The following is a 17,980-nucleotide window of genomic DNA, read 5'->3' on the forward strand; positions in this document are numbered from 1 at the left end:
GGCGCTCGGTACCGTTCAGCCCCCGCGGCCGGGGTTCCAGCCCTGGGGCCCCAGGTCCCCGGAGTCGTTGGCCTCCAGGAAGGCCTCCAGGCGCGCGCCGATCTCCTCGGCGCTGGGCAGGTTGAGGATCGGCGCGGAGGTGTCGACCTCATCGATGGCGATCCTGGGGGCCATGGCGTCGTACTGGGCCTCCAGGGCGGAGACGACGGCACTGACCTCCGGCTGCTGAGCGGCCTCAGCGTTGATCTCGGCGCGGTTGATGCTGGCGGCGGCCTCGAGGTCCCCCACCGGCAGCGCCAGGCCGGTGGCCTGCACGACGGCGGTCAGCAGCGCCGAGGCTCCCTGCGGGAACTCGTCGCGGGCCACGTAGTGCGGGATCGCGGCCGAGACTCCCCGAGAGTCCAGGCCCAGCTCGCCCAGACGCAGCTCGAGGTAGGCCGACATCGACCCGGGCAGCTCGACGTGCCCGAACAGCTCGGGCTGGTTGGGCAGCAGGTCGGGCTGGCTGCCGTGATGGTGCACGTAGGTCGGGCGCGTGTGGGGCACGGCCATGGGGATGCCGCTCATGCCGACGGCCTGGCTCACGCCCATGGAGACGGCCAGGTGGGCCACGGCTCCGACGAACTCGTCCCAGCGGTAGTCCGGCTCGCTGCCGTGGAGCAGGAGGACGTCCTCGCCGTCGTCGTCATGGAGGAGATCCAGGACCAGCTCGGGCATGATGACTGAGGAGTAGTTGTTGTGGACGAAGGTCATCGTGGGACGCCGGGCGCGGTAGTCCACGAGGGCGTCGATGTCGAAGGTGGCGACACGCTCACTGGGGAGCGTCATGAGCAGCTGGTCGACGGCCAGCGCGCCGGCGTTGCCGGCGTCCATGGCGCCCTCGAAGTAGTGGATGAGGACCCTCGGGGAGATCGGCTGATCCGCGGGGTGCTGGATGGTGAACAGTGGTCTCACGAGCCCGTCTCCTCCTGTCTGGTCTGGTTCATCCTCCCGTGGCATGGGTCCGTTGGTGCGCTCGCCGCCCGAGGTGACGGGCGGCGAGACCGACGGCGCCGGGGAGGGCGTGTCCGTGTCGTGCGATGGTCATGGTCTGGGCATGGCCTGGGTTCAGCACCCGGAGCGATCCCGTTTGAGTCGCTCCATGGTCGAGCGACGCCGAGCTTCCTCGACTCAGTGAGACGATTCGGCGTTTTATCAGGATTCGTCCGGGTGAGTGCCCGGGAACGGCGGTTAGCGTCCTGGGCACTCCTGCCAACACCTTCTGGATTGTCGATGTTCCCGCCCGCGCCGGGTTGGGGCGCCTTGTTCGCCCTCGGCGTCCCCGTCGGGGCGTCAGCAGGAGAATAATGGGTCGACCGTACTGAAGCCATCACCGACCCCAGTACCCGTCAGCGTCAACCAGAGCCGGCCAGTGCACCCCACGCGCATGCCTGCCAGAACCAGAACCGATGCGAGGCCTTGTGAGTCAGACGATCCCCTCTCGCCCACCGCACTCCCAGCAGGAGGCGCCGTCGCGGGCGGAGGAAGATGCGGGCAGTGTCCGCGAGCGCGAGATGCGCGGTGAGCAGGTCGTCGTCGACCTCGCCTACAGCGAGCTGGATCGCCAGCTGGCTCAGGCCCGCCACTCCCTGGCCCGTACCGAGGCCCAGGGCGTCAGCGGCACCCACCAGTCCCGCGGGGAGCGGGACGCCTACGCCGTGCACTACTCGTCTCTGGTCTCCTCCCTGGAGGGGGTCGAGGACCGTCTGGTCTTCGGACGGATGGATATGAGCACCTCGCCCGATGACGCGTCGGACTCGGGGGCCTCCGGGCGGGCACCGGCCGCAGTCTCCGGCTCTGGCAGGGGCACGGGCGGCTCCTCCCCGGTCACGGACGGGGGACGGCGCCACTACGTGGGGCGCATCGGTCTGCAGGACGCCCAGCACCGTGAGGTGATCCTGGACTGGCGCGCCCCTCTGGCCCGGGCCTTCTATCAGGCCACGGCCTCCGAGCCCATGGGGCTGGTGCGTCGGCGGCACATCGACACCCGGGCCCGTCAGGTGCTCGGGGTGGAGGACGAGGTCCTGGACCTGGCCGCCCTGAAGGCCGGCGAGGGCCCGTCCGACTCGTCCGGGACGGCCGTGGCCGCTGGGGACCTGCAGGGCGAGGGGGCACTCATCGCCGCGATGTCCAGCGCCCGTGACGGCCGTATGGGTGACATCGTGGCCACGATCCAGGCCGAGCAGGACCGGGTCGTCACCTCCTCGGGTCGGGGTGTGCTCGTGGTCCAGGGCGGCCCGGGCACGGGTAAGACGGCCGTGGCACTGCACCGGGTGGCCTACCTGTTCTACTCCGAGCGCGAGCGCCTGGAGCGTTCCGGCGTGCTCCTGGTGGGGCCGTCGCGCACCTTCCTGCGCTATGTGGAGCAGGTGCTGCCCTCCCTGGGTGAGACGGGGGTCGTCTCCACGACGATTGGCGACCTGGTTCCCGGGGTGCGGGCCACGGCGCAGGAGGATGCCCGTATCGCCGAGCTCAAAGGTCGCTCCCTGTGGGTCAAGGCCCTGGAGCGGGCGGTGCGGGGCTTGCAGCGCGTCCCGGATGCTCCCCGCGAGATCGAGGTCCAGGGGGTGCGCCTGTCCCTGGAGCCCGACGACGTGCGTGAGGCGGCCTCCCGGGCCCGTCGGGGCGGCAAGCCCCACAACCTGGCCCGCGAGGCCTTCGTGATCTGGCTGCTGGAGCGCCTGACCGACCAGTACGCGGCGGCCACGAACCAGGACGCCTCGGACGCCGACACGCGCGCCTGGATCCGGGAGGACATCCGTACCGCCCGTGACGCCCGTCGGGAGATCAACCTGTGCTGGATGCCGACGACGCCCCAGGGGCTGCTGGAGCGGCTGTGGAGCCGGCCCGCCCTCCTGGAGCAGGTGGCGCCATCCTTGAGCGAGCAGGAGCGCGCGCTGTTGCACCGTGAGCCCGGGAGCGCTCTGAGTGCGGCGGACATCCCGCTCATTGACGAGCTGGCCGAGCTGCTGGGCCCCAGTGAGGACGCCCAGGCCCGGCGCGCCCGATTGGAGGCCCGCCGCCGCGAGGACCTGGTGGCCTACGCGGCCCAGGCAATCGAGTCCCAGGAGCTGGGCGGCGGGATGGTCAGTGCCGAGATGCTGGCCGACCGGGTCTCCCAGGGCGGCCCCACTCTGACTCTGGCCGAGCGGGCTCGGGCGGATCGGACGTGGACCTACGGGCACGTTGTCGTCGATGAGGCCCAGGAGCTGGGCACCATGGCGTGGCGGGCGCTGGCGCGTCGCTGCCCGGTGCGATCCTTCACGGTGGTGGGGGATCTGGCCCAGTACTCGGGCCCCCATGCCCCGGGCAGCTGGGGTGAGGTGCTCACCGCCCTGGGGACGGCGTCGGCTGAGGATGCTGCGGAGACCCGGGGCCGCTCCCGGTCGCAGTCCCGCCACCGGGCCCGTTCGCGCTCGCGGCAGGGCCGGCAGTCGGGGCGCTCGCGTGGAGGCTCGACCCCGCTGCGCGAGGAGGCCCTCAGCGTCTGCTACCGCACGCCGGCCACGATCATGGAGGCGGCCGAGGAGACGGTGACGCAGCTGGGTCACCCGCCGGTCTACCCGGTGCGCTCGGTGCGCGACCTGCCCGACTGCCTGGAGGTCACCGATCTGTCGCAGTCCCCTCAGGGTGGGCAGCCCGAGGCCTGGGCGAGTCTCCTGCGCGAGGTCGTGGCCCAGGAGTCGGCCCGCCTGGATGACCAGGTGGGGGCCGGCGTCGGGCGCATCGCGGTCATCTGCCCCTCCCCCGGCCGCACCGAGGCGCTGCTGCGCCAGGACCCGGACCTGGCCGCGGCGATGGAGGCTCCGGGAGGCGACGTGCTGCGCTCGCGACTGCTGGTGGTCGACCCGGTGCTGTCCAAGGGGCTGGAGTTCGACGTCGTGGTGCTCGTGGATCCCGCTGAGATCGGTGAGCGCAGCGCGGGCGACCTGTATGTGGCGATGACTCGTCCCACGCGCCGCCTGCGGGTGGTCAGCCGCCTACCGCTCCTCCGGGGCCTGGAGCCGCGTTCCTCCGGCCGGTGAGCCGGATCGCACAGGGTTGTCGACGCCACCGACCACGCAGGTTACGCCACCGTAGGTTACGGTTGCTCCTGAGTTCTCATCGTCGCTCGCGGGCGGCACCCGCGGCGGGCGAAACCCTCCCCGTCGGGGGAAGGCTCACGGCAGACAAGGGGGAAGACCCATGAGTGCTTCACGCACGTCGGTAGCCGCGCTCACGCGTGGCGCCGCGTCGGCGGCCGGCTCGGACGCCTCCGGTAATGAGGTCCTTGAGGCCGTCTACCGTCAGGCGGGGGTGCCCTCCACGATCCCTGCGGTGAGCGAGCCCCTGTCCTGCATGCTCCGCGACGCCGCCCGGGACTTCCCGGACCGGGTGGCCCTGGACTTCCTGGGCGCCACGACGACTTACTCCCAGCTGGAGACCCAGGTGGCGCGGGCCGCGGAGGCCCTGCGGGGCCTGGGGGTCGGGCGCGGGGACGTCGTCGGGGTCATTCTTCCCAACTGCCCTCAGCACGTGGTCGTGGCCTACGCGGCCTGGCGCATCGGGGCGATCGTGGCCGAGCACAACCCGCTGGCGCCCGCCGCTCAGCTGCGCGAGCAGTTCCACATTCACCGTGGGCGCGTCATCATCGCCTGGGAGAAGACCCTCGAGCGCCTCGTGGCGGCGGTGGGCTCACTGGAGGCGGCGGGCCTGGGGGGCCTGAGCGTGTACTCGGTGGACCTGTCCCGTCACCTTCCGTTGCGCAGCCGCCTGGCCCTGAGGCTGCCAGTGGCGGCCGCCCGCACCCAGCGCCGCGAGCTGCGCGGCAGGATCCCGGCCGGGGTGCGCTCCTGGGACGACCTGGCCGCCTCCGCCATCCCCTTGGCCACGGGCTTCCCGCTGCCGAGCGTCTCGGAGGCGGCGGCCCTGCTGTACACCGGCGGGACGACGGGCACGCCCAAGGCCGTGTGCCTCACCCACGAGAACCTGCGCTCCAACGCCGAGATGTCCTTGGCCTGGGCGTCGGGCACCACGAGCGCGGGCAAGGAGACCTTCTACGCGGTCCTGCCCTTCTTCCACGCCTTCGGCATGTCCCTGTCGCTGCTGTGCGCGGTGGGGCTGGCCGCCACCCAGGTGGTGCTGCCCAAGTTCGGGGCGGACCTGGTGCTGGCCGCCTGGAAGCGGCGCCCGGCCACCTTCTTCCCGGGGGTGCCGGTCATGTTCGACCGTCTGGTGACCCGGGCGCGGGCCACCGGGGCGAACCTGTCCTCCTGCAAGATCGCCGTGTGCGGGGCGGCCCCCAACCCGCTGGCGGTGGCGCAGGCCTGGGAGGAGGCCACCGGGGGCACCATCATCGAGGGCTACGGGATGACTGAGTCCTCCCCCATCATCTTGGGAAACCCGATCTCGCCGGCGCGTCGGCCCGGCACCCTGGGGGTGCCCTACCCCTCCACGCAGGTGCGCCTGGTGGACCCTGAGGACGTCGAGCGCGAGGTGGCTCCCGGGGAGGTCGGCGAGCTGCTGGCCCGCGGCCCCCAGGTGTTCTCCGGCTACTGGGACAACCCCGAGGAGAGCGCCGAGGTGCTGCTGGATGGGGGCTGGCTGCGCACGGGCGACCTGGTGCGCCAGGAGGCGGACGGCTTCTACGTCATCGCCGACCGCCGCAAGGAGCTCATCATCTCCGGGGGCTTCAACATCTACCCCACGGAGGTGGAGGCCGCGGTCCGCTCGATGCCGCAGGTGGAGGAGGTCGCCGTCGTCGGGCTGCCGGCCGAGGCCGGTAACGAGTCCGTCGTCGCCGCGATCCTGCCCAAGGAGGGCCAGACGGTCACCCTGGAGCAGGTGCGCGAGTGGGCGGCCAAGAACTTGTCCAACTATGCCCTGCCACGCCAGATCGCGATCCTGACCGAGATGCCCCGCTCCCAGATCGGCAAGGTGCTGCGGCGCGTGGTGCGCGATGAGCTCCTGGCGGCCCGGGAGGCGGCCTCCGGGGCGGCGACGGCGGCAGCCGTGTCCATCGTCGAGCACTTCCCCGGCAGGGGTGAGCACAAGAACGGTGGTCAGCAGGAGGGCGGCCAGGACGGCAAGACCGGGCCGCATGACACCGCGGCCTCCCGCTGAAGGCATGCCTTCGGATCGCAGCCGTTCCAGATCACCTGACTGCTCCCACCCACAGCCCGATTCGACTCCACAGACATGACTGACAGCACGATCAACGCCGCCGCCTCGCCGCAGCGGGCCACCCAGGACCACCGCCACTACCTGCGCCCTCACTACCAGCCCGGCATCCCGGCGGTGATCGAGGTTCCCGACGCACCGCTGAGCGAGCTGCTGGAGACGGCGGCGCGCTTCTACCCCGATCGGGTCGCCATCGACTTCCTGGGTGCGGCGATGACCTACCGCGAGCTGCTGGAGGCCTCGGAGCGGGCGGCGCAGGTGCTGCGGACCTCGGGAGTGCACAAGGGCGAACGGGTGGCCCTCATCATGCCGAACTGTCCGCAGCACGCCGTGGCCCTCTACGGGGCGCTGCGCATCGGCGCGGTCGTGGCCGAGCACAACCCGTTGGCGCCCGCCGAGGAGATCCGCTCCCAGCTGGATGCTCACGGGGCCCGGGTCGTCATCGTGTGGGAGAAGGGCGTCGGCCTCGTCACCGATCCCCGTCCGACTTCAGGCACCGACGGCGATGCGCTCCAGGGGCGCACGGTCTTCAGCGTGGACCTCTCAGCCGCAATGCCGGTGCGTCTGCGCGCCGCGCTGCGTCTTCCGGTGGAGCGGGCCCGGCGGCAGCGGACCGCCTTCCGGGCCCGGAGCCTGCCGGCGGGGGTGCGCTCCTGGGACAAGGAGGTGGCCGGCGCTCACCGGATCCCCTCACGATTCCCCTACCCGGCCGGCTCCGACATCGCGGTCCTGCTGCACACCGGCGGGACGACCGGCACCCCCAAGGCGGCGATGCTCACGCACACCAATCTGCGGGCCAACGCCAACCAGGCCATCGCCTGGGTGCCGATGCTGCATGAGGGCGGGGAGAACTTCCTGTGCCTGCTGCCCTTCTTCCACGCCTTCGGGCTGACCTTCAACCTCTTCTGCGCGGTGCAGAAGGCCGCCACCCAGGTGATGCTGCCCAAGTTCTCGGTGGATCAGGTCCTGACCGCGCACGAGCGGCGCCCCTTCACCTTCTTCGTCGGCGTGCCGGTCATGTTCGAGCGGATCCTCGACGGCGCCCAGAAGCGGGGCACGAACCTGGGCACCCTGCGCTACGGGGTGTGCGGGGCGGCCCCGATGCCGCCGGAGGTCGGGGCCCGCTGGGAGAAGGCGACCGGCGGGTTCTTCGTCGAGGGCTACGGCATGACCGAGACCAGCCCGATCGTCGCGGGCACACCCATGGGACCCTCGCGCCGACTGGGTGCGCTGGGCCTGCCCTTCCCGTCCACGGATGTGCGCGTTGTGGACCCCGAGGACCCGGCCCCTGACCGGGAGGTGCCCGACGGCGAACCGGGCGAACTGCTGGTGCGCGGTCCCCAGGTCTTCGCCGGCTACTGGCAGGACGAGGCGGCCACGCAGGCCGCGATCCTGCCGGGCGGTTGGCTGCGCACGGGCGACATCGTGCGCCGGGAGGACTCCTTCCTGTGGATGGCCGACCGTAAACGCGAGCTGATCCTCACCGGCGGCTTCAACGTCTACCCAAGTCAGGTGGAGGCGGCGATCCGCTCCATGACCGGCGTGGCCGACGTCGCCGTGGTGGGGCTCCCCGACGGCGCGATGGGCGAGCTCGTGTGCGCCGCCGTGGTCCTGGCCGAGGGGGCCGAGCCGGGGTCGGTGACCCTGGAGGCGGTACGGGAGCACGCCGAGCGGACGGTCCCGCGTTACGCGCTGCCGCACCGCCTGGAGGTCATTGAGGAGATGCCCCGTTCCCAGATCGGCAAGATCCTGCGCCGCGTCGTGCGCGAGAAGGTGCTCGCCAGAACCGCGGAAGAGGGCTGAGCGGCCGCGGTACCGGTCGCCTTGAGCCCGCCCCGGGCTTACGGGGTCAGTGCCCGCTCCCAGGGCTCGACGTCGCCGGGGACGACCCGGAAGATCGGGTGCGCTTCAAGCCGCTCCGGCAGAGGCAGGAGGTCGGGGGCGCGGCCGGCCAGCTTGGCCTCAAGGTGCCTGCGCTCCAGTTCCATCTGCCCCTCGGTGACCGTCAGGCTGACGCCGGTGCACTCCGCCTCAGGCAGGTCGATGCGGGTGGCGTCGAAGCGGTAGCCGCGCCGGACGGCCTCCTCGCGCAGCCCCCACAGGTAGGCGCCCACCGCCACCGCCGGAGTGACCGGATCAGGAACGGCGCGGAAGCGTTCGAGCTGGGGGTGGTTGCGGTAGCCGCGGGTGCGCCCGGCCAGGACCGCCTGGGCCAGGAGTGACTCGCGCCAGCAGGCCACCAGGCCCGCACGGTCCAGGTGGCTCGGGTGCAGCGACCACATGCGCATGGCGGCAGTGCCCTTCCGGTTCTCAGAGCAGCCCGGAGGCTGCCAGGACCTCGCGCAGGGCGGCGACCTCGGCCTCCTCGGCTCGCACCAGGGGCAGGCGCAGGGCGGGGCTGGGCAGGCGTCCCTGGAGGTGCAGGGCCTCCTTGGCCATGACGGCCCCCTGCCCGCCGCCCATGATGGCGTGGACCAGGGGGCGCAGGCTGCGGGCGAGGGTGCGGGCGCTGGCCAGGTCGCCGGCGTCGACGGCGTCGATCATCTGGCGCCAGGAGTGGGCGTCGGCGTGGGCGGCCACGGAGATGACGCCGGAGGCGCCGTGGGTGAGCCAGGCGAAGTTGAGGCCGTCGTCGCCGGAGTAGTACTCCAGGCCGGTGGACTCCATGCGTCGGAAGCCCTGCTCGACGTCGCCGGTGGCGTCCTTGACGGCCTTGACGCGGGGGTTCTCGGCCAGGCGGGCCAGGGTCTCCTCGGTGATCTTCACGCCGGTGCGTCCGGGGATGTCGTAGATCATGACGGGCAGGTCGGTGGCCTCCACGACGGCGTTGATGTGCCGGTAGACGCCCTCCTGGCTGGGGCGGTTGTAGTAGGGGGCGTTGATGAGCAGGCCCTCGGCGCCGGCCTCCTGGGAGGCAACGCCGATGCGCACCGCGTGGGCGGTGTCGTTGGAGCCGGCGCCGGCCATGACCATGGCGCGTCCGGACAAGGCGTCCTTGACCTGACGGATCAGCTCCTGCTTCTCGGGGGTGTGGGTGGTCGGGGACTCACCGGTGGTGCCCGACAAGAGGATCAGGTCGGCGCCGTCGTCGACCAGGCTGACCGCCAGGGCTCGGGCGGCGTCGTAGTCGACCTCCCCACTGGGCGTGAAGGGGGTGACCATGGCGACGCCGACGGAACCGAAGCTGCGGGAGGGGGCTGCGCTCATGGCGCCACCCTAACGTGCACCCGGCCAGCCGAGAGGCCCTTCTCATGATTTGTCTCATAGGTACCTCTCCACTCCCGGATGCGCTCAGGGACCCGGAAGGGCCGTCACTTAGGCTCGGTCCATGACCTCCTCGATCCCCTCGCCTGCATCGCCGTCATCGTCCTCCGGGAGCCGGGACGGCTCCGTCCTGGGCGCCGATCCTCTGGCCGGGCTGAGCCCAGACCTGGACGCGCGCACGCCGCACCACCACTCCCCCGGCGCTCACAAACCGCATGACCATGACGGCCCCCAGGCGTCGGGGGGCTTCGTGCGCCCGGCTCGGGCGGAGGACCTGACGGCGATCGGGCAGGTCCAGGCCGCCACGATGCTGGCCTCCCTGGAGGCCGGCCACACCGCCGAGCACGGTGAGCCCCTGCCCGAGGGTGTGCGGGCGATGATCGCCGCCCCCGTCATCGCGGCGGGCTGGGAGACCGCAGTGACTGAGCCGCCCTCGCCCGAGCACCATGTCCTGGTGGCCACCACCGCCCAGGCGGATGCTGCGAGCCGGACGGTGGTGGGCCTGCTGGGTCTGGCCCCCACCCAGTCCATGGACGCCGAGGGGCACGTTGATGAAGCCGGAGTGCAGGCCGTGGAGGTCACGGCCCTGGGCGTGGAGCCGGCCAGTCAGCGCCGTGGGCACGGCTCCCGGCTCCTGGCGGCGGCCGTGGACCTGGCCCGTCAGGACGGGGCCAGGGCGCTCGTGGCCTGGGCGGTGCGCGGGGACGAATCGATCAGCCGGCTCCTGTCCTCGGTGGGCATGGCCCCCACCGGGGCCCACCGGGTGCTCGGTGTCGGTGAGGGCATCACTGAGGACTGCTGGGCGGCCTCGCTGTAGCGCCTCACCGCTCCTGCCCGGCCCCGACTGGCTTCCGTCTCAGAGGTCGAGCAGGGCGTCCAGGCCGATGGTCAGGCCGGGGTGGCTGGAGACCTGCCGCACGGCGAGGACCACGCCGGGCATGAAGGAGGCCCGGTCGAAGGAGTCGGTGCGGATGGTCAGCTGCTCACCGGGGTTGCCGAGCACGACCTCCTCGTGGGCGGTCAGCCCCCGCAGGCGCACGGCGTGGACGTGGACGCCGTCGACGACGGCCCCACGGGCGCCGTCGGGGTCGGTCTGGGTGGCGTCCGGCATGGCACCCAGGCCCGCCTCGGCGCGGGCGGCGGCGATGCCCTGGGCGGTGGCGACCGCGGTGCCCGAGGGCGCGTCGACCTTGTTGGGGTGGTGGAGCTCGATGACCTCGGCGGACTCGAAGTAGGGTGCGGCCTTCGCGGCGAAGCTCATGGCCAGCACGGCGGACAGGGCGAAGTTCGGGGCGATGAGGACGCTGCGGCCGGCGGCCTCGGGCCGGGCCAGGTGCTCGCGGACACGCCCGTAGGACTCCTCGTTCCAGCCGGTGGTGCCCACGACGACGTCCACTCCGGCGTCGAGCAGGGCGTGGACATTGGCCTCGGTGACGCTGGGGACGGTGAAGTCGACGGCGACGTCGGCGCCCGCCAGGTGCTCGGCGTCGAGGGTGTCCCCCACGTCCAGGCGGGCCACGAGCTCGAGCCCCTCGGCGTCCTGGACCGCCTGGCAGACGGTCGATCCCATGCGCCCGGCGGCGCCCACAACAGCTACGCGAATCGTCATGGCCCCACCCTAGCGACTCACCCACCCACCACGAGGTCACGTCCGCCTCCCGACACCGACTCCGGTTGCCCAGCGCCTGGACGTTCGGGATCCGCCTCAGGTGGGAGACTGAATGCGTCCCCCACGGGGGGGCAGCCGGGAGTCGATCCGAACAGAGTCACCAATCATGATGGATGCTGAAGGCACTCCCACATCATCAGAAAGTGAGCCGCTCGTGACTACAACCGCGGAGCAAGCACCAGCCGCCGCGCCCCAGGCATTCTCCAAGGCGCCCGGTACCAGGGTCGCCCTCGTCACCGGTGCCTCCTCCGGCATCGGCGAGGACACCGCCCGCAAGCTCCAGGCACTGGGCTACATCGTCTACGGCGCGGCCCGCCGTACCGACCGTCTCCAGGCCTTGACCGCCGACGGCATCCGCCCGCTGGCCATGGACGTCACCGACGACGCCTCCATGAGCGCCGGTGTCAACCGCATCCTGGAGGAGACTGGACGCATCGACGTCCTGGTCAACAACGCCGGCTACGGCTCCTACGGTGCCATCGAGGACGTCCCGATCGACGAGGCCCGTCGCCAGTTCGAGGTCAACGTCTTCGGTCTGGGGCGCCTTACCCAGCTCATCACCCCGCACATGCGCACCCAGGGCTCGGGCACCATCATCAACATCTCCTCCATGGGCGGGAAGCTGACCACGCCGCTGGGCGGCTGGTACCACGCCACCAAGTACGCCGTCGAGGCCCTGAGCGACGCCCTGCGCATGGAGCTGCGCCCCTTCGGCATCGATGTCGTCGTGGTCGAGCCCGGCGGCATCCGCACCGAGTGGTCGTCGATCGCCGCCGACCACCTGGAGGCTACGGCCGAGGGCAGTGCCTACGCCGATCAGATCCGGGCCGTGGCCGGAGCCATGCGCAGCGAGTCGAACAGTCGGCGCTACTCCCCGCCGGAGGTCATCGCCCGCACCATCGTCAAGATCGTCACCGCCCGCCACCCCCGGACCCGCTACGCCGTGGGCTTCATGGCCAAGCCGCTCATTGCCGCGCGTCGGGTCCTGCCCGACCGCGCCTTCGATCAGCTCATCGGTGCCGCCTTCGGCTTCCGTCGCTGAGCGAAGACCCGGCCTACGCGGACCAGCAGCACCAGGAGCCGACGACTGGAATCAGCTTGTTAGTGTCCATTTCGGATACAAAGGACCTCCATCTCTTAGAGCGCAGGCTGGAGAACCTTGGAATCATGCGGTTGCGCATCGGCCGGATGAGAGCGATCCGAGCCTTTGTCACCGATTTGGACACTCGGTCCCTCTTTTGGCTCCGGCAGTGTTCGATGAGCGGGTCATGAGCCCCGTCAGTTGTCGGCAGCTGTCAGGCGACCGGGCCAACCAGGATACGGGCGCGCTTCTGCTCCACCAGCCAGGCGGCCATCTCCCGGACCTCCTCAGGGGTGACGGCCTCCAGGCGGCGCAGGTTGTCCTCCATGGAGCGCAGGCGCCCGGTGACGACCTCGGCCCGCCCCAGGCGACCCATACGCGCCAGGGAGTCCTCTCCCCCGAGCACCATGGCCCCGCGCAGCTGGCCGCGGGCGCGCATCATCTCCCGCTCGGTGACGCCGTGCTCGGCGAGCTTCTCGAACTCGCCGATCATGACGGCACACACCTCGTCGACGTCGCCGGGGGCGCAGCCCGCGTAGAGCCCGAAGGCGCCGGCACCGGCGTAGGAGGTGTCGAAGGCGTAGGTGGTGTAGGCCAGGCCCCGCTTCTCGCGCACCTCCTGGAACAGGCGCGAGGACATGCCCCCTCCCAGGATGGTGGTGAGCACGCTCATGGCCCAGCGGCGCTCATCGCGTACGGCGATGCCCTGGCAGGTCAGGTACAGGTGGGTCTGCTCGCTCTCGCGCGGGACGGTGATGTCGTGGACGTCCAGGGGCGCGAAGGGCTCGACCTCGAAGCGGCGCTCGCGCGGAACGGCGTCAGGTGAGGCGTCCCAGCCGGCCGCTGCCAGGTCGGCCAGAACCCGCTCGCAGACCTCATCGTGGTCAACGGCGCCGGCGGCGGCCACCACGAGGGTGTCGGAGGCGTAGGTGCGCTTGTAGTGCTCCCACACGGCGTCGCGCGGCACCGCGGTGACGGTCTCGTTGGTTCCGCCGATGGGGCGGCCCAGCGGCGTGTCCTCACCGAAGGCGGCGCGGGCGAAGGCCTCCTGGGCGACGTCGGCGGGGTCGTCGGCGGCGTCGGCCAGCTCGGAGACGATGACGCCGCGCTCGGTCTCGACGTCGGTGGGCTCCAGGAGGGAGGAGGTCACCATGTCGGCGAGCACGTCGAGGGCCTGCATACCGTCAGGGGCGAGCACACGGGCGTAGTAGGAGGTGTGCTCCTTGGAGGTGGCGGCGTTGGACTCCCCGCCGATCATGTCGAAGGCCTCGGCGATGTCGTGGGCGTCGCGCGTGGCGGTGCCCTTGAACAGCAGGTGCTCCAGGAAGTGGGTGGAGCCCTCCTGGCCGGGCACCTCGTCGCGGCTGCCGACGCCGAACCACATGCCGATCGAGGCCGAGCGCAGCCCCGGCACAGACTCGGTGATGACTCGCACCCCTCCGGGCAGGACGGAGCGACGGGTGAGCGCGCCGTCGTCGTGCAGGGTCAGCTCGGTGCCGTCGCGGCCGGGGCGCCCGCGCCCGAGCTCCATCTCGGCGTAGTCGGTCGGGCTCGAGGACTGCCCGGTCGCGGGGGTCGAGGAGGGCTGAGAGGCCGCCTGCCGGGCTGATCCGGCGCGCATGTCTGGGTTGGTCACCCGCGAAGACTAGCGGGCTGGCGGGCCCAGTGTCGTTCCCGCACCCGGCCGCGTCCTGCCGCGCGCAGCGAACGCACTGCCCCGATGACGACGGTGTCCCCGCCCGGCCCAGAGGACCGGACGGGGACACCGGAGAGATGTATCAGTCGGCTAGGGCCGCTGAACGGGTCTCACTCCTCCTCGGAGGACTCGGCGCTGCGCATGCGACGACGGCGCGGACGGCGCTCGCGGCGCGGCTGCTCGCCGTCCTCGTCCTTGGTCTCGCGGCGCGAGCCGCCCTCACGGGAGGCCTTGCGGGAGGCCTCACCCTCGGCCTCGGCGGCGAGCTGCTCGTCGGTGAGGACCGCGTGCAGGCTCAGCTTGCCGCGCTGGTCGATCTCGGCCAGCTCGACCTGGACCTTGTCCCCGACGTTGAGGACGTCCTCGACGTTCTCCACGCGCTTGCCGCCGACGAGCCGGCGGATCTGGGAGATGTGGAGCAGGCCGTCCTTGCCGGGGGTCAGCGAGACGAAGGCGCCGAAGGTGGTGGTCTTGACCACGGTGCCCACGAAGCGCTCACCGATCTCGGGCATCTGCGGGTTGGCGATGGCGTTGACGGCGTCGCGGGCCGCCTCGGCCGAGGGGCCGTCGGAGGCGCCGATGTAGACGGTGCCGTCGTCCTCGACCGTCAGGTCCGCGCCGGTGTCCTCCTGGATCTGGTTAATCATCTTGCCCTTGGGGCCGATGACCTCACCGATCTTGTCCACCGGGATGCGCACGGCCAGGACACGCGGGGCCGTGGGGGCCATCTCGTCGGGGGCGTCGATGGCCTGGGCCAGGACGTCGAGGATGAACAGGCGGGCGTCGCGGGCCTGGCCGAGCGCGCCGGCCAGCACCTCGGAGGGCAGGCCGTCGAGCTTGGTGTCCAGCTGGAGGGCCGTGATGAAGTCACGGGTTCCGGCGACCTTGAAGTCCATGTCCCCGAAGGCGTCCTCGGAGCCGAGGATGTCGGTGAGGGTGGCCCACTTGGTCTCACCGTCGATGACCTCGTGCATGAGGCCCATGGCGATACCGGCCACGGGTGCGCGCAGCGGCACACCGGCGTTGAGTAGGGACAGGGTGGAGGCGCACACCGAGCCCATGGAGGTCGAGCCGTTGGAGCCCAGGGCCTCGGAGACCTGGCGGATCGCGTAGGGGAAGTCCTCGCGGGTGGGCAGGACGGGCACGAGGGCCCGCTCGGCCAGGTTGCCGTGGCCGATCTCGCGGCGCTTGGGGGCGCCCACGCGGCCGGTCTCACCGGTGGAGAAGGGCGGGAAGTTGTAGTTGTGCATGTAGCGCTTGTGGGTGACCGGGGAGAGGTCGTCCACCTGCTGCTCCATGCGCAGCATGTTGAGGGTGGTCACGCCCAGGATCTGGGTCTCGCCGCGCTCGAAGATGGCCGAGCCGTGCACGCGGGGAAGGACCTCGACCTCGGCGGCCAGGGTGCGGATGTCCTTCAGGCCGCGCCCGTCCATGCGCACGCCCTCGGTGAGGGTGCGGTGGCGCACGATCTTCTTGGTCACGGAGCGGAAGGCGGCCTTGAGGGCCTTGGTGTCCTCCTCGGTGGGGAAGGTCTCGGCGAGCTCGGCCAGGACCTCGTCACGCACGGCGTCGGTGGCCAGGTCGCGGGCCTGCTTGCCCTCGGTGGCGATGGCGGCGGCCAGGCCGTGGGCCTCGGCGGCCTTCTCGACGGCGTCGTACTGCTCGTCGGTGTAGTCCAGGTAGAGGGGGAACTCGGCGGTGGGCTTCGAGGCGTGCTGGGCGACCTCGAGCTGGGCCTCGCACAGGGCCTTGATGTGGGGCTTGGCGGCCTCCAGGCCCTCGGCGACGACGGCCTCGGTGGGGGCGACGGCCCCGGCGTTGATGAGCTCCCAGGCGTGCTCGGTGGCGCCGGCCTCGACCATCATGATGGCGACGTCGCCGGACTCCAGGACGCGGCCGGCCACCACCATCTGGAAGGTGGCGCGCTGCTGCTCGGAGTAGCGGGGGAAGGCCACCCAGTGCCCGTCGATGAGGGCCAGGCGGGTACCGGCCACGGGCCCGGAGAAGGGCAGGCCGGCGATCTGGGTGGACATCGAGGCGGCGTTGATGGCCAGGACGTCGTAGTCGTCGTCGGGGTGGATGGCCAGGACGGTCTCAACGACCTGGACCTCGTTGCGCAGGCCCTTGACGAAGGAGGGGCGCAGCGGACGGTCGATGAGGCGGCAGGCCAGGATGGCGGCGGTTCCGGCGCGGCCCTCGCGGCGGAAGAAGGAGCCGGGGATGCGGCCGGCGGCGTACTGGCGCTCCTCGACATCCACGGTCAGGGGGAAGAAGTCGAACTGGTCCTTGGGGTGCTTGCCCACGGTGGTGGCGGACAGGACGGCGGTCTCACCGTCGAGGTAGGCCATGGCGCTTCCAGCGGCCTGCTTGGCCAGGCGGCCCGTCTCGAAGCGCACCACGCGCTTGCCGAAGGAGCCGTTGTCGATCACTGCCTCGGCGGCGGTGACCTCGGGGTCGTCAATGAACATGAAGTCTCTCTATCTCGCGATCGTCGTGCCGGGTCCGTGGCCTTCGATCGAGGCCCACGGAGCCGAGTGCTGCCATACGCGGATCTCCTTGATCCGACGGCGCGAGCGCGGTTCCGGAGGCCACCACCGAAAACCGACGGGGCCGGCCGCTCCCCGGGTCTCTTCCCGGGGGCGGACTGCGCCACCTGCGCACTCCTGGCCGGCTCGCACGCTGGGAGAGCATCGATGAGCCGGCGAGTACACGAGGGCACAGCCGCGCAGATTCTATCGTGCGCGGCCCCGTGATGCCGATCAGCGCCACCGGATGCCACGTGAGATGGGACGCGCAGAACCGGCGATTTCCTGGACCCGCCTCGCCCGATCGTGACAAAGTGGTGACCAACGTCAGGACAAAGCGGTCCTGTCCCCCTCTCGTCTCAGGAGCGTCAACGATGACCTACCGCATGATCTTCAACCAGACCGGCTACTTCGGCAGGGGCGCGATCACCCATATCGCCCCCGAGATCGCCCGCCGGGGCCTGACCAAGGCCTTCATCGTCACCGACCCGGTCCTGGCCGACAACGGCACCGCCGCCCGCATCACCGACCTGCTCGACGAGGCCGGCATCGGCTGGGAGATCTTCTCCGACGTCGTCCCCAACCCGCCGATCGAGAAGGTCCAGGCCGGCCTGGCCGCCTTCCGGGCCTCGGGCGCCGACGTGCTCATCGGCCTGGGCGGGGGCTCGCCCCAGGACACGTGCAAGGCGATCTCGGTGATCGCCACCAACCCCGACTTCGAGGACGTGCTGAGCCTGGAGGGCCTGTCCCCCACGACCCGGCCGGGCGTGCCGATCATTGGCGTGCCCACCACTGCGGGCACGGCCAGCGAGACCACCATCAACTACGTCATCACCGACACCTCCAAGCAGCGCAAGTTCGTGTGCGTCGACCCCCACGACATCCCGGTCCTGGCCATCGTGGACCCCGACCTCATGGACGGCATGCCCCGCTCCCTGAAGGTCGCCACCGGCCTGGACGCCCTGACCCACGCCATCGAGGGCTACATCACGCCGGGCGCTTGGGATCTCTCCGACGCCCTGTGCCTGCGCTCCATCCAGATGATCGCGGCGAACCTGCGCGCCGCTGCTGACGGGGACGCCGACGCCGTGGAGCAGATGGGACTGGCCGCCTACATCAACGGCATGGCCTACTCCAACGTCGGGCTCGGCCTGGTCCACGGCATGGCCCACCCGCTGGGCGGGCGCTACAACGCCCCGCACGGGGTCGCCAACGGGATCCTCCTGGCCCCGGTCATGGCCTTCAACGCCGAGCATACCGGGGAGAAGTACCGCGACATCGCCGAGGCCTTCGGGGTTGAGGAAGCCCGGACCATGCCGCTGGAGGAGGCGCGCGCCGCAGCCGTGGAGGCCGTGGCCCAGCTGACGCGGGACCTGGGCAACCCCACCCGGATCTCCGAGGTCGGGGTGGAGGCCGACGGCATCGAGGCCCTGGCCGATGACGCCTTCGCCGACGTGTGCACGCCGGGCAACCCGCGCCCCGCGACCCGTGAGGACATCAAGGCGCTCTACACCTCACTGCTCTGACGACGGGCGAAGCGCCCCCTT

The 17,980-nt window shown here is 71.4% G+C and carries 12 protein-coding genes; 6 read left to right on the top strand and 6 right to left on the bottom strand.

Annotation, left to right across the window (positions count from 1 at the left end; translation table 11 throughout):
- Window positions 1-15: 15 nt before the first annotated feature.
- The gene (locus HMPREF3165_RS11495) at window positions 16-954 is read right to left on the bottom strand and encodes a PAC2 family protein (protein WP_010613651.1); all 939 of its coding nucleotides are present in this window, start codon (window positions 952-954) and stop codon (window positions 16-18) included.
- Window positions 955-1,448: 494 nt separating this feature from the next.
- On the opposite strand from HMPREF3165_RS11495, the gene HMPREF3165_RS11500 reads away from it, so the two are divergent.
- The 3 genes from HMPREF3165_RS11500 to HMPREF3165_RS11510 all read left to right on the top strand — a co-directional run bounded on the left by HMPREF3165_RS11500 (window position 1,449) and on the right by HMPREF3165_RS11510 (window position 8,001).
- Window positions 1,449-4,064: a HelD family protein gene (locus tag HMPREF3165_RS11500; RefSeq protein ID WP_070513681.1), complete on the top strand. Its 2,616-nt coding sequence runs from the start codon at window positions 1,449-1,451 to the stop codon at window positions 4,062-4,064.
- A gap of 160 nt (window positions 4,065-4,224) precedes the next feature.
- Window positions 4,225-6,141 (top strand): AMP-binding protein, encoded by a 1,917-nt coding sequence (locus HMPREF3165_RS11505; RefSeq protein WP_070513682.1) that lies wholly within the window; start codon window positions 4,225-4,227, stop codon window positions 6,139-6,141.
- A 75-nt stretch (window positions 6,142-6,216) separates the two neighbouring features.
- The gene (locus HMPREF3165_RS11510) at window positions 6,217-8,001 is read left to right on the top strand and encodes an AMP-binding protein (protein WP_070513684.1); all 1,785 of its coding nucleotides are present in this window, start codon (window positions 6,217-6,219) and stop codon (window positions 7,999-8,001) included.
- Window positions 8,002-8,039: 38 nt separating this feature from the next.
- Here HMPREF3165_RS11510 and HMPREF3165_RS11515 read toward each other — a convergent pair whose 3' ends face one another.
- Both HMPREF3165_RS11515 and dapA read right to left on the bottom strand, forming a co-directional pair.
- A complete protein-coding gene (locus tag HMPREF3165_RS11515) occupies window positions 8,040-8,486 on the bottom strand; it encodes a pyrimidine dimer DNA glycosylase/endonuclease V (RefSeq protein WP_083303312.1) in 447 nt (148 codons plus the stop codon).
- Window positions 8,487-8,508: 22 nt separating this feature from the next.
- A complete protein-coding gene (gene dapA, locus HMPREF3165_RS11520) occupies window positions 8,509-9,405 on the bottom strand; it encodes a 4-hydroxy-tetrahydrodipicolinate synthase (protein WP_070513688.1) in 897 nt (298 codons plus the stop codon).
- A 121-nt stretch (window positions 9,406-9,526) separates the two neighbouring features.
- Here dapA and HMPREF3165_RS11525 point away from each other — a divergent pair, with 121 nt between their 5' ends.
- Entirely contained in the window at window positions 9,527-10,279 is a 753-nt protein-coding gene (locus HMPREF3165_RS11525) for a GNAT family N-acetyltransferase (protein ID WP_070513694.1), read from the top strand.
- A gap of 39 nt (window positions 10,280-10,318) precedes the next feature.
- On the opposite strand, the gene dapB is transcribed toward HMPREF3165_RS11525, so the two are convergent.
- Window positions 10,319-11,071: a 4-hydroxy-tetrahydrodipicolinate reductase gene (dapB, locus tag HMPREF3165_RS11530; RefSeq protein ID WP_070513695.1), complete on the bottom strand. Its 753-nt coding sequence runs from the start codon at window positions 11,069-11,071 to the stop codon at window positions 10,319-10,321.
- 169 nt (window positions 11,072-11,240) lie between these two features.
- Here dapB and HMPREF3165_RS11535 point away from each other — a divergent pair, with 169 nt between their 5' ends.
- The gene (locus HMPREF3165_RS11535; RefSeq protein WP_083303315.1) at window positions 11,241-12,173 is read left to right on the top strand and encodes an oxidoreductase; all 933 of its coding nucleotides are present in this window, start codon (window positions 11,241-11,243) and stop codon (window positions 12,171-12,173) included.
- Window positions 12,174-12,426: 253 nt separating this feature from the next.
- On the opposite strand, the gene HMPREF3165_RS11540 is transcribed toward HMPREF3165_RS11535, so the two are convergent.
- Complete coding sequence (locus tag HMPREF3165_RS11540) at window positions 12,427-13,833, bottom strand: M16 family metallopeptidase (RefSeq protein ID WP_070513697.1); 1,407 nt, start codon at window positions 13,831-13,833, stop codon at window positions 12,427-12,429.
- Window positions 13,834-14,018: 185 nt separating this feature from the next.
- Entirely contained in the window at window positions 14,019-16,376 is a 2,358-nt protein-coding gene (locus HMPREF3165_RS11545) for a polyribonucleotide nucleotidyltransferase (RefSeq protein WP_070513699.1), read from the bottom strand.
- 431 nt (window positions 16,377-16,807) lie between these two features.
- On the opposite strand from HMPREF3165_RS11545, the gene fucO reads away from it, so the two are divergent.
- Window positions 16,808-17,959, top strand: a complete 1,152-nt coding sequence (gene fucO, locus HMPREF3165_RS11550) for a lactaldehyde reductase (protein WP_070513700.1) — start codon at window positions 16,808-16,810, stop codon at window positions 17,957-17,959.
- Window positions 17,960-17,980: the final 21 nt, after the last annotated feature.

Source organism: Actinomyces sp. HMSC08A09, from assembly GCF_001807465.1.
Lineage (GTDB): Bacteria > Actinomycetota > Actinomycetes > Actinomycetales > Actinomycetaceae > Actinomyces > Actinomyces oris.

Coding starts and splice junctions, on each gene's coding strand:
- HMPREF3165_RS11535 (WP_083303315.1), top strand. CDS start 11,241: ATGGATGCTGAAGGCACTCCCACATCATCAGAAAGTGAGCCGCTCGTG.
- HMPREF3165_RS11510 (WP_070513684.1), top strand. CDS start 6,217: ATGACTGACAGCACGATCAACGCCGCCGCCTCGCCGCAGCGGGCCACC.
- dapB (WP_070513695.1), bottom strand. CDS start 11,071: ATGACGATTCGCGTAGCTGTTGTGGGCGCCGCCGGGCGCATGGGATCG.
- HMPREF3165_RS11515 (WP_083303312.1), bottom strand. CDS start 8,486: ATGCGCATGTGGTCGCTGCACCCGAGCCACCTGGACCGTGCGGGCCTG.
- fucO (WP_070513700.1), top strand. CDS start 16,808: ATGACCTACCGCATGATCTTCAACCAGACCGGCTACTTCGGCAGGGGC.
- HMPREF3165_RS11540 (WP_070513697.1), bottom strand. CDS start 13,833: ATGCGCGCCGGATCAGCCCGGCAGGCGGCCTCTCAGCCCTCCTCGACC.
- HMPREF3165_RS11500 (WP_070513681.1), top strand. CDS start 1,449: ATGCGAGGCCTTGTGAGTCAGACGATCCCCTCTCGCCCACCGCACTCC.
- dapA (WP_070513688.1), bottom strand. CDS start 9,405: ATGAGCGCAGCCCCCTCCCGCAGCTTCGGTTCCGTCGGCGTCGCCATG.
- HMPREF3165_RS11545 (WP_070513699.1), bottom strand. CDS start 16,376: ATGTTCATTGACGACCCCGAGGTCACCGCCGCCGAGGCAGTGATCGAC.
- HMPREF3165_RS11505 (WP_070513682.1), top strand. CDS start 4,225: ATGAGTGCTTCACGCACGTCGGTAGCCGCGCTCACGCGTGGCGCCGCG.
- HMPREF3165_RS11525 (WP_070513694.1), top strand. CDS start 9,527: ATGACCTCCTCGATCCCCTCGCCTGCATCGCCGTCATCGTCCTCCGGG.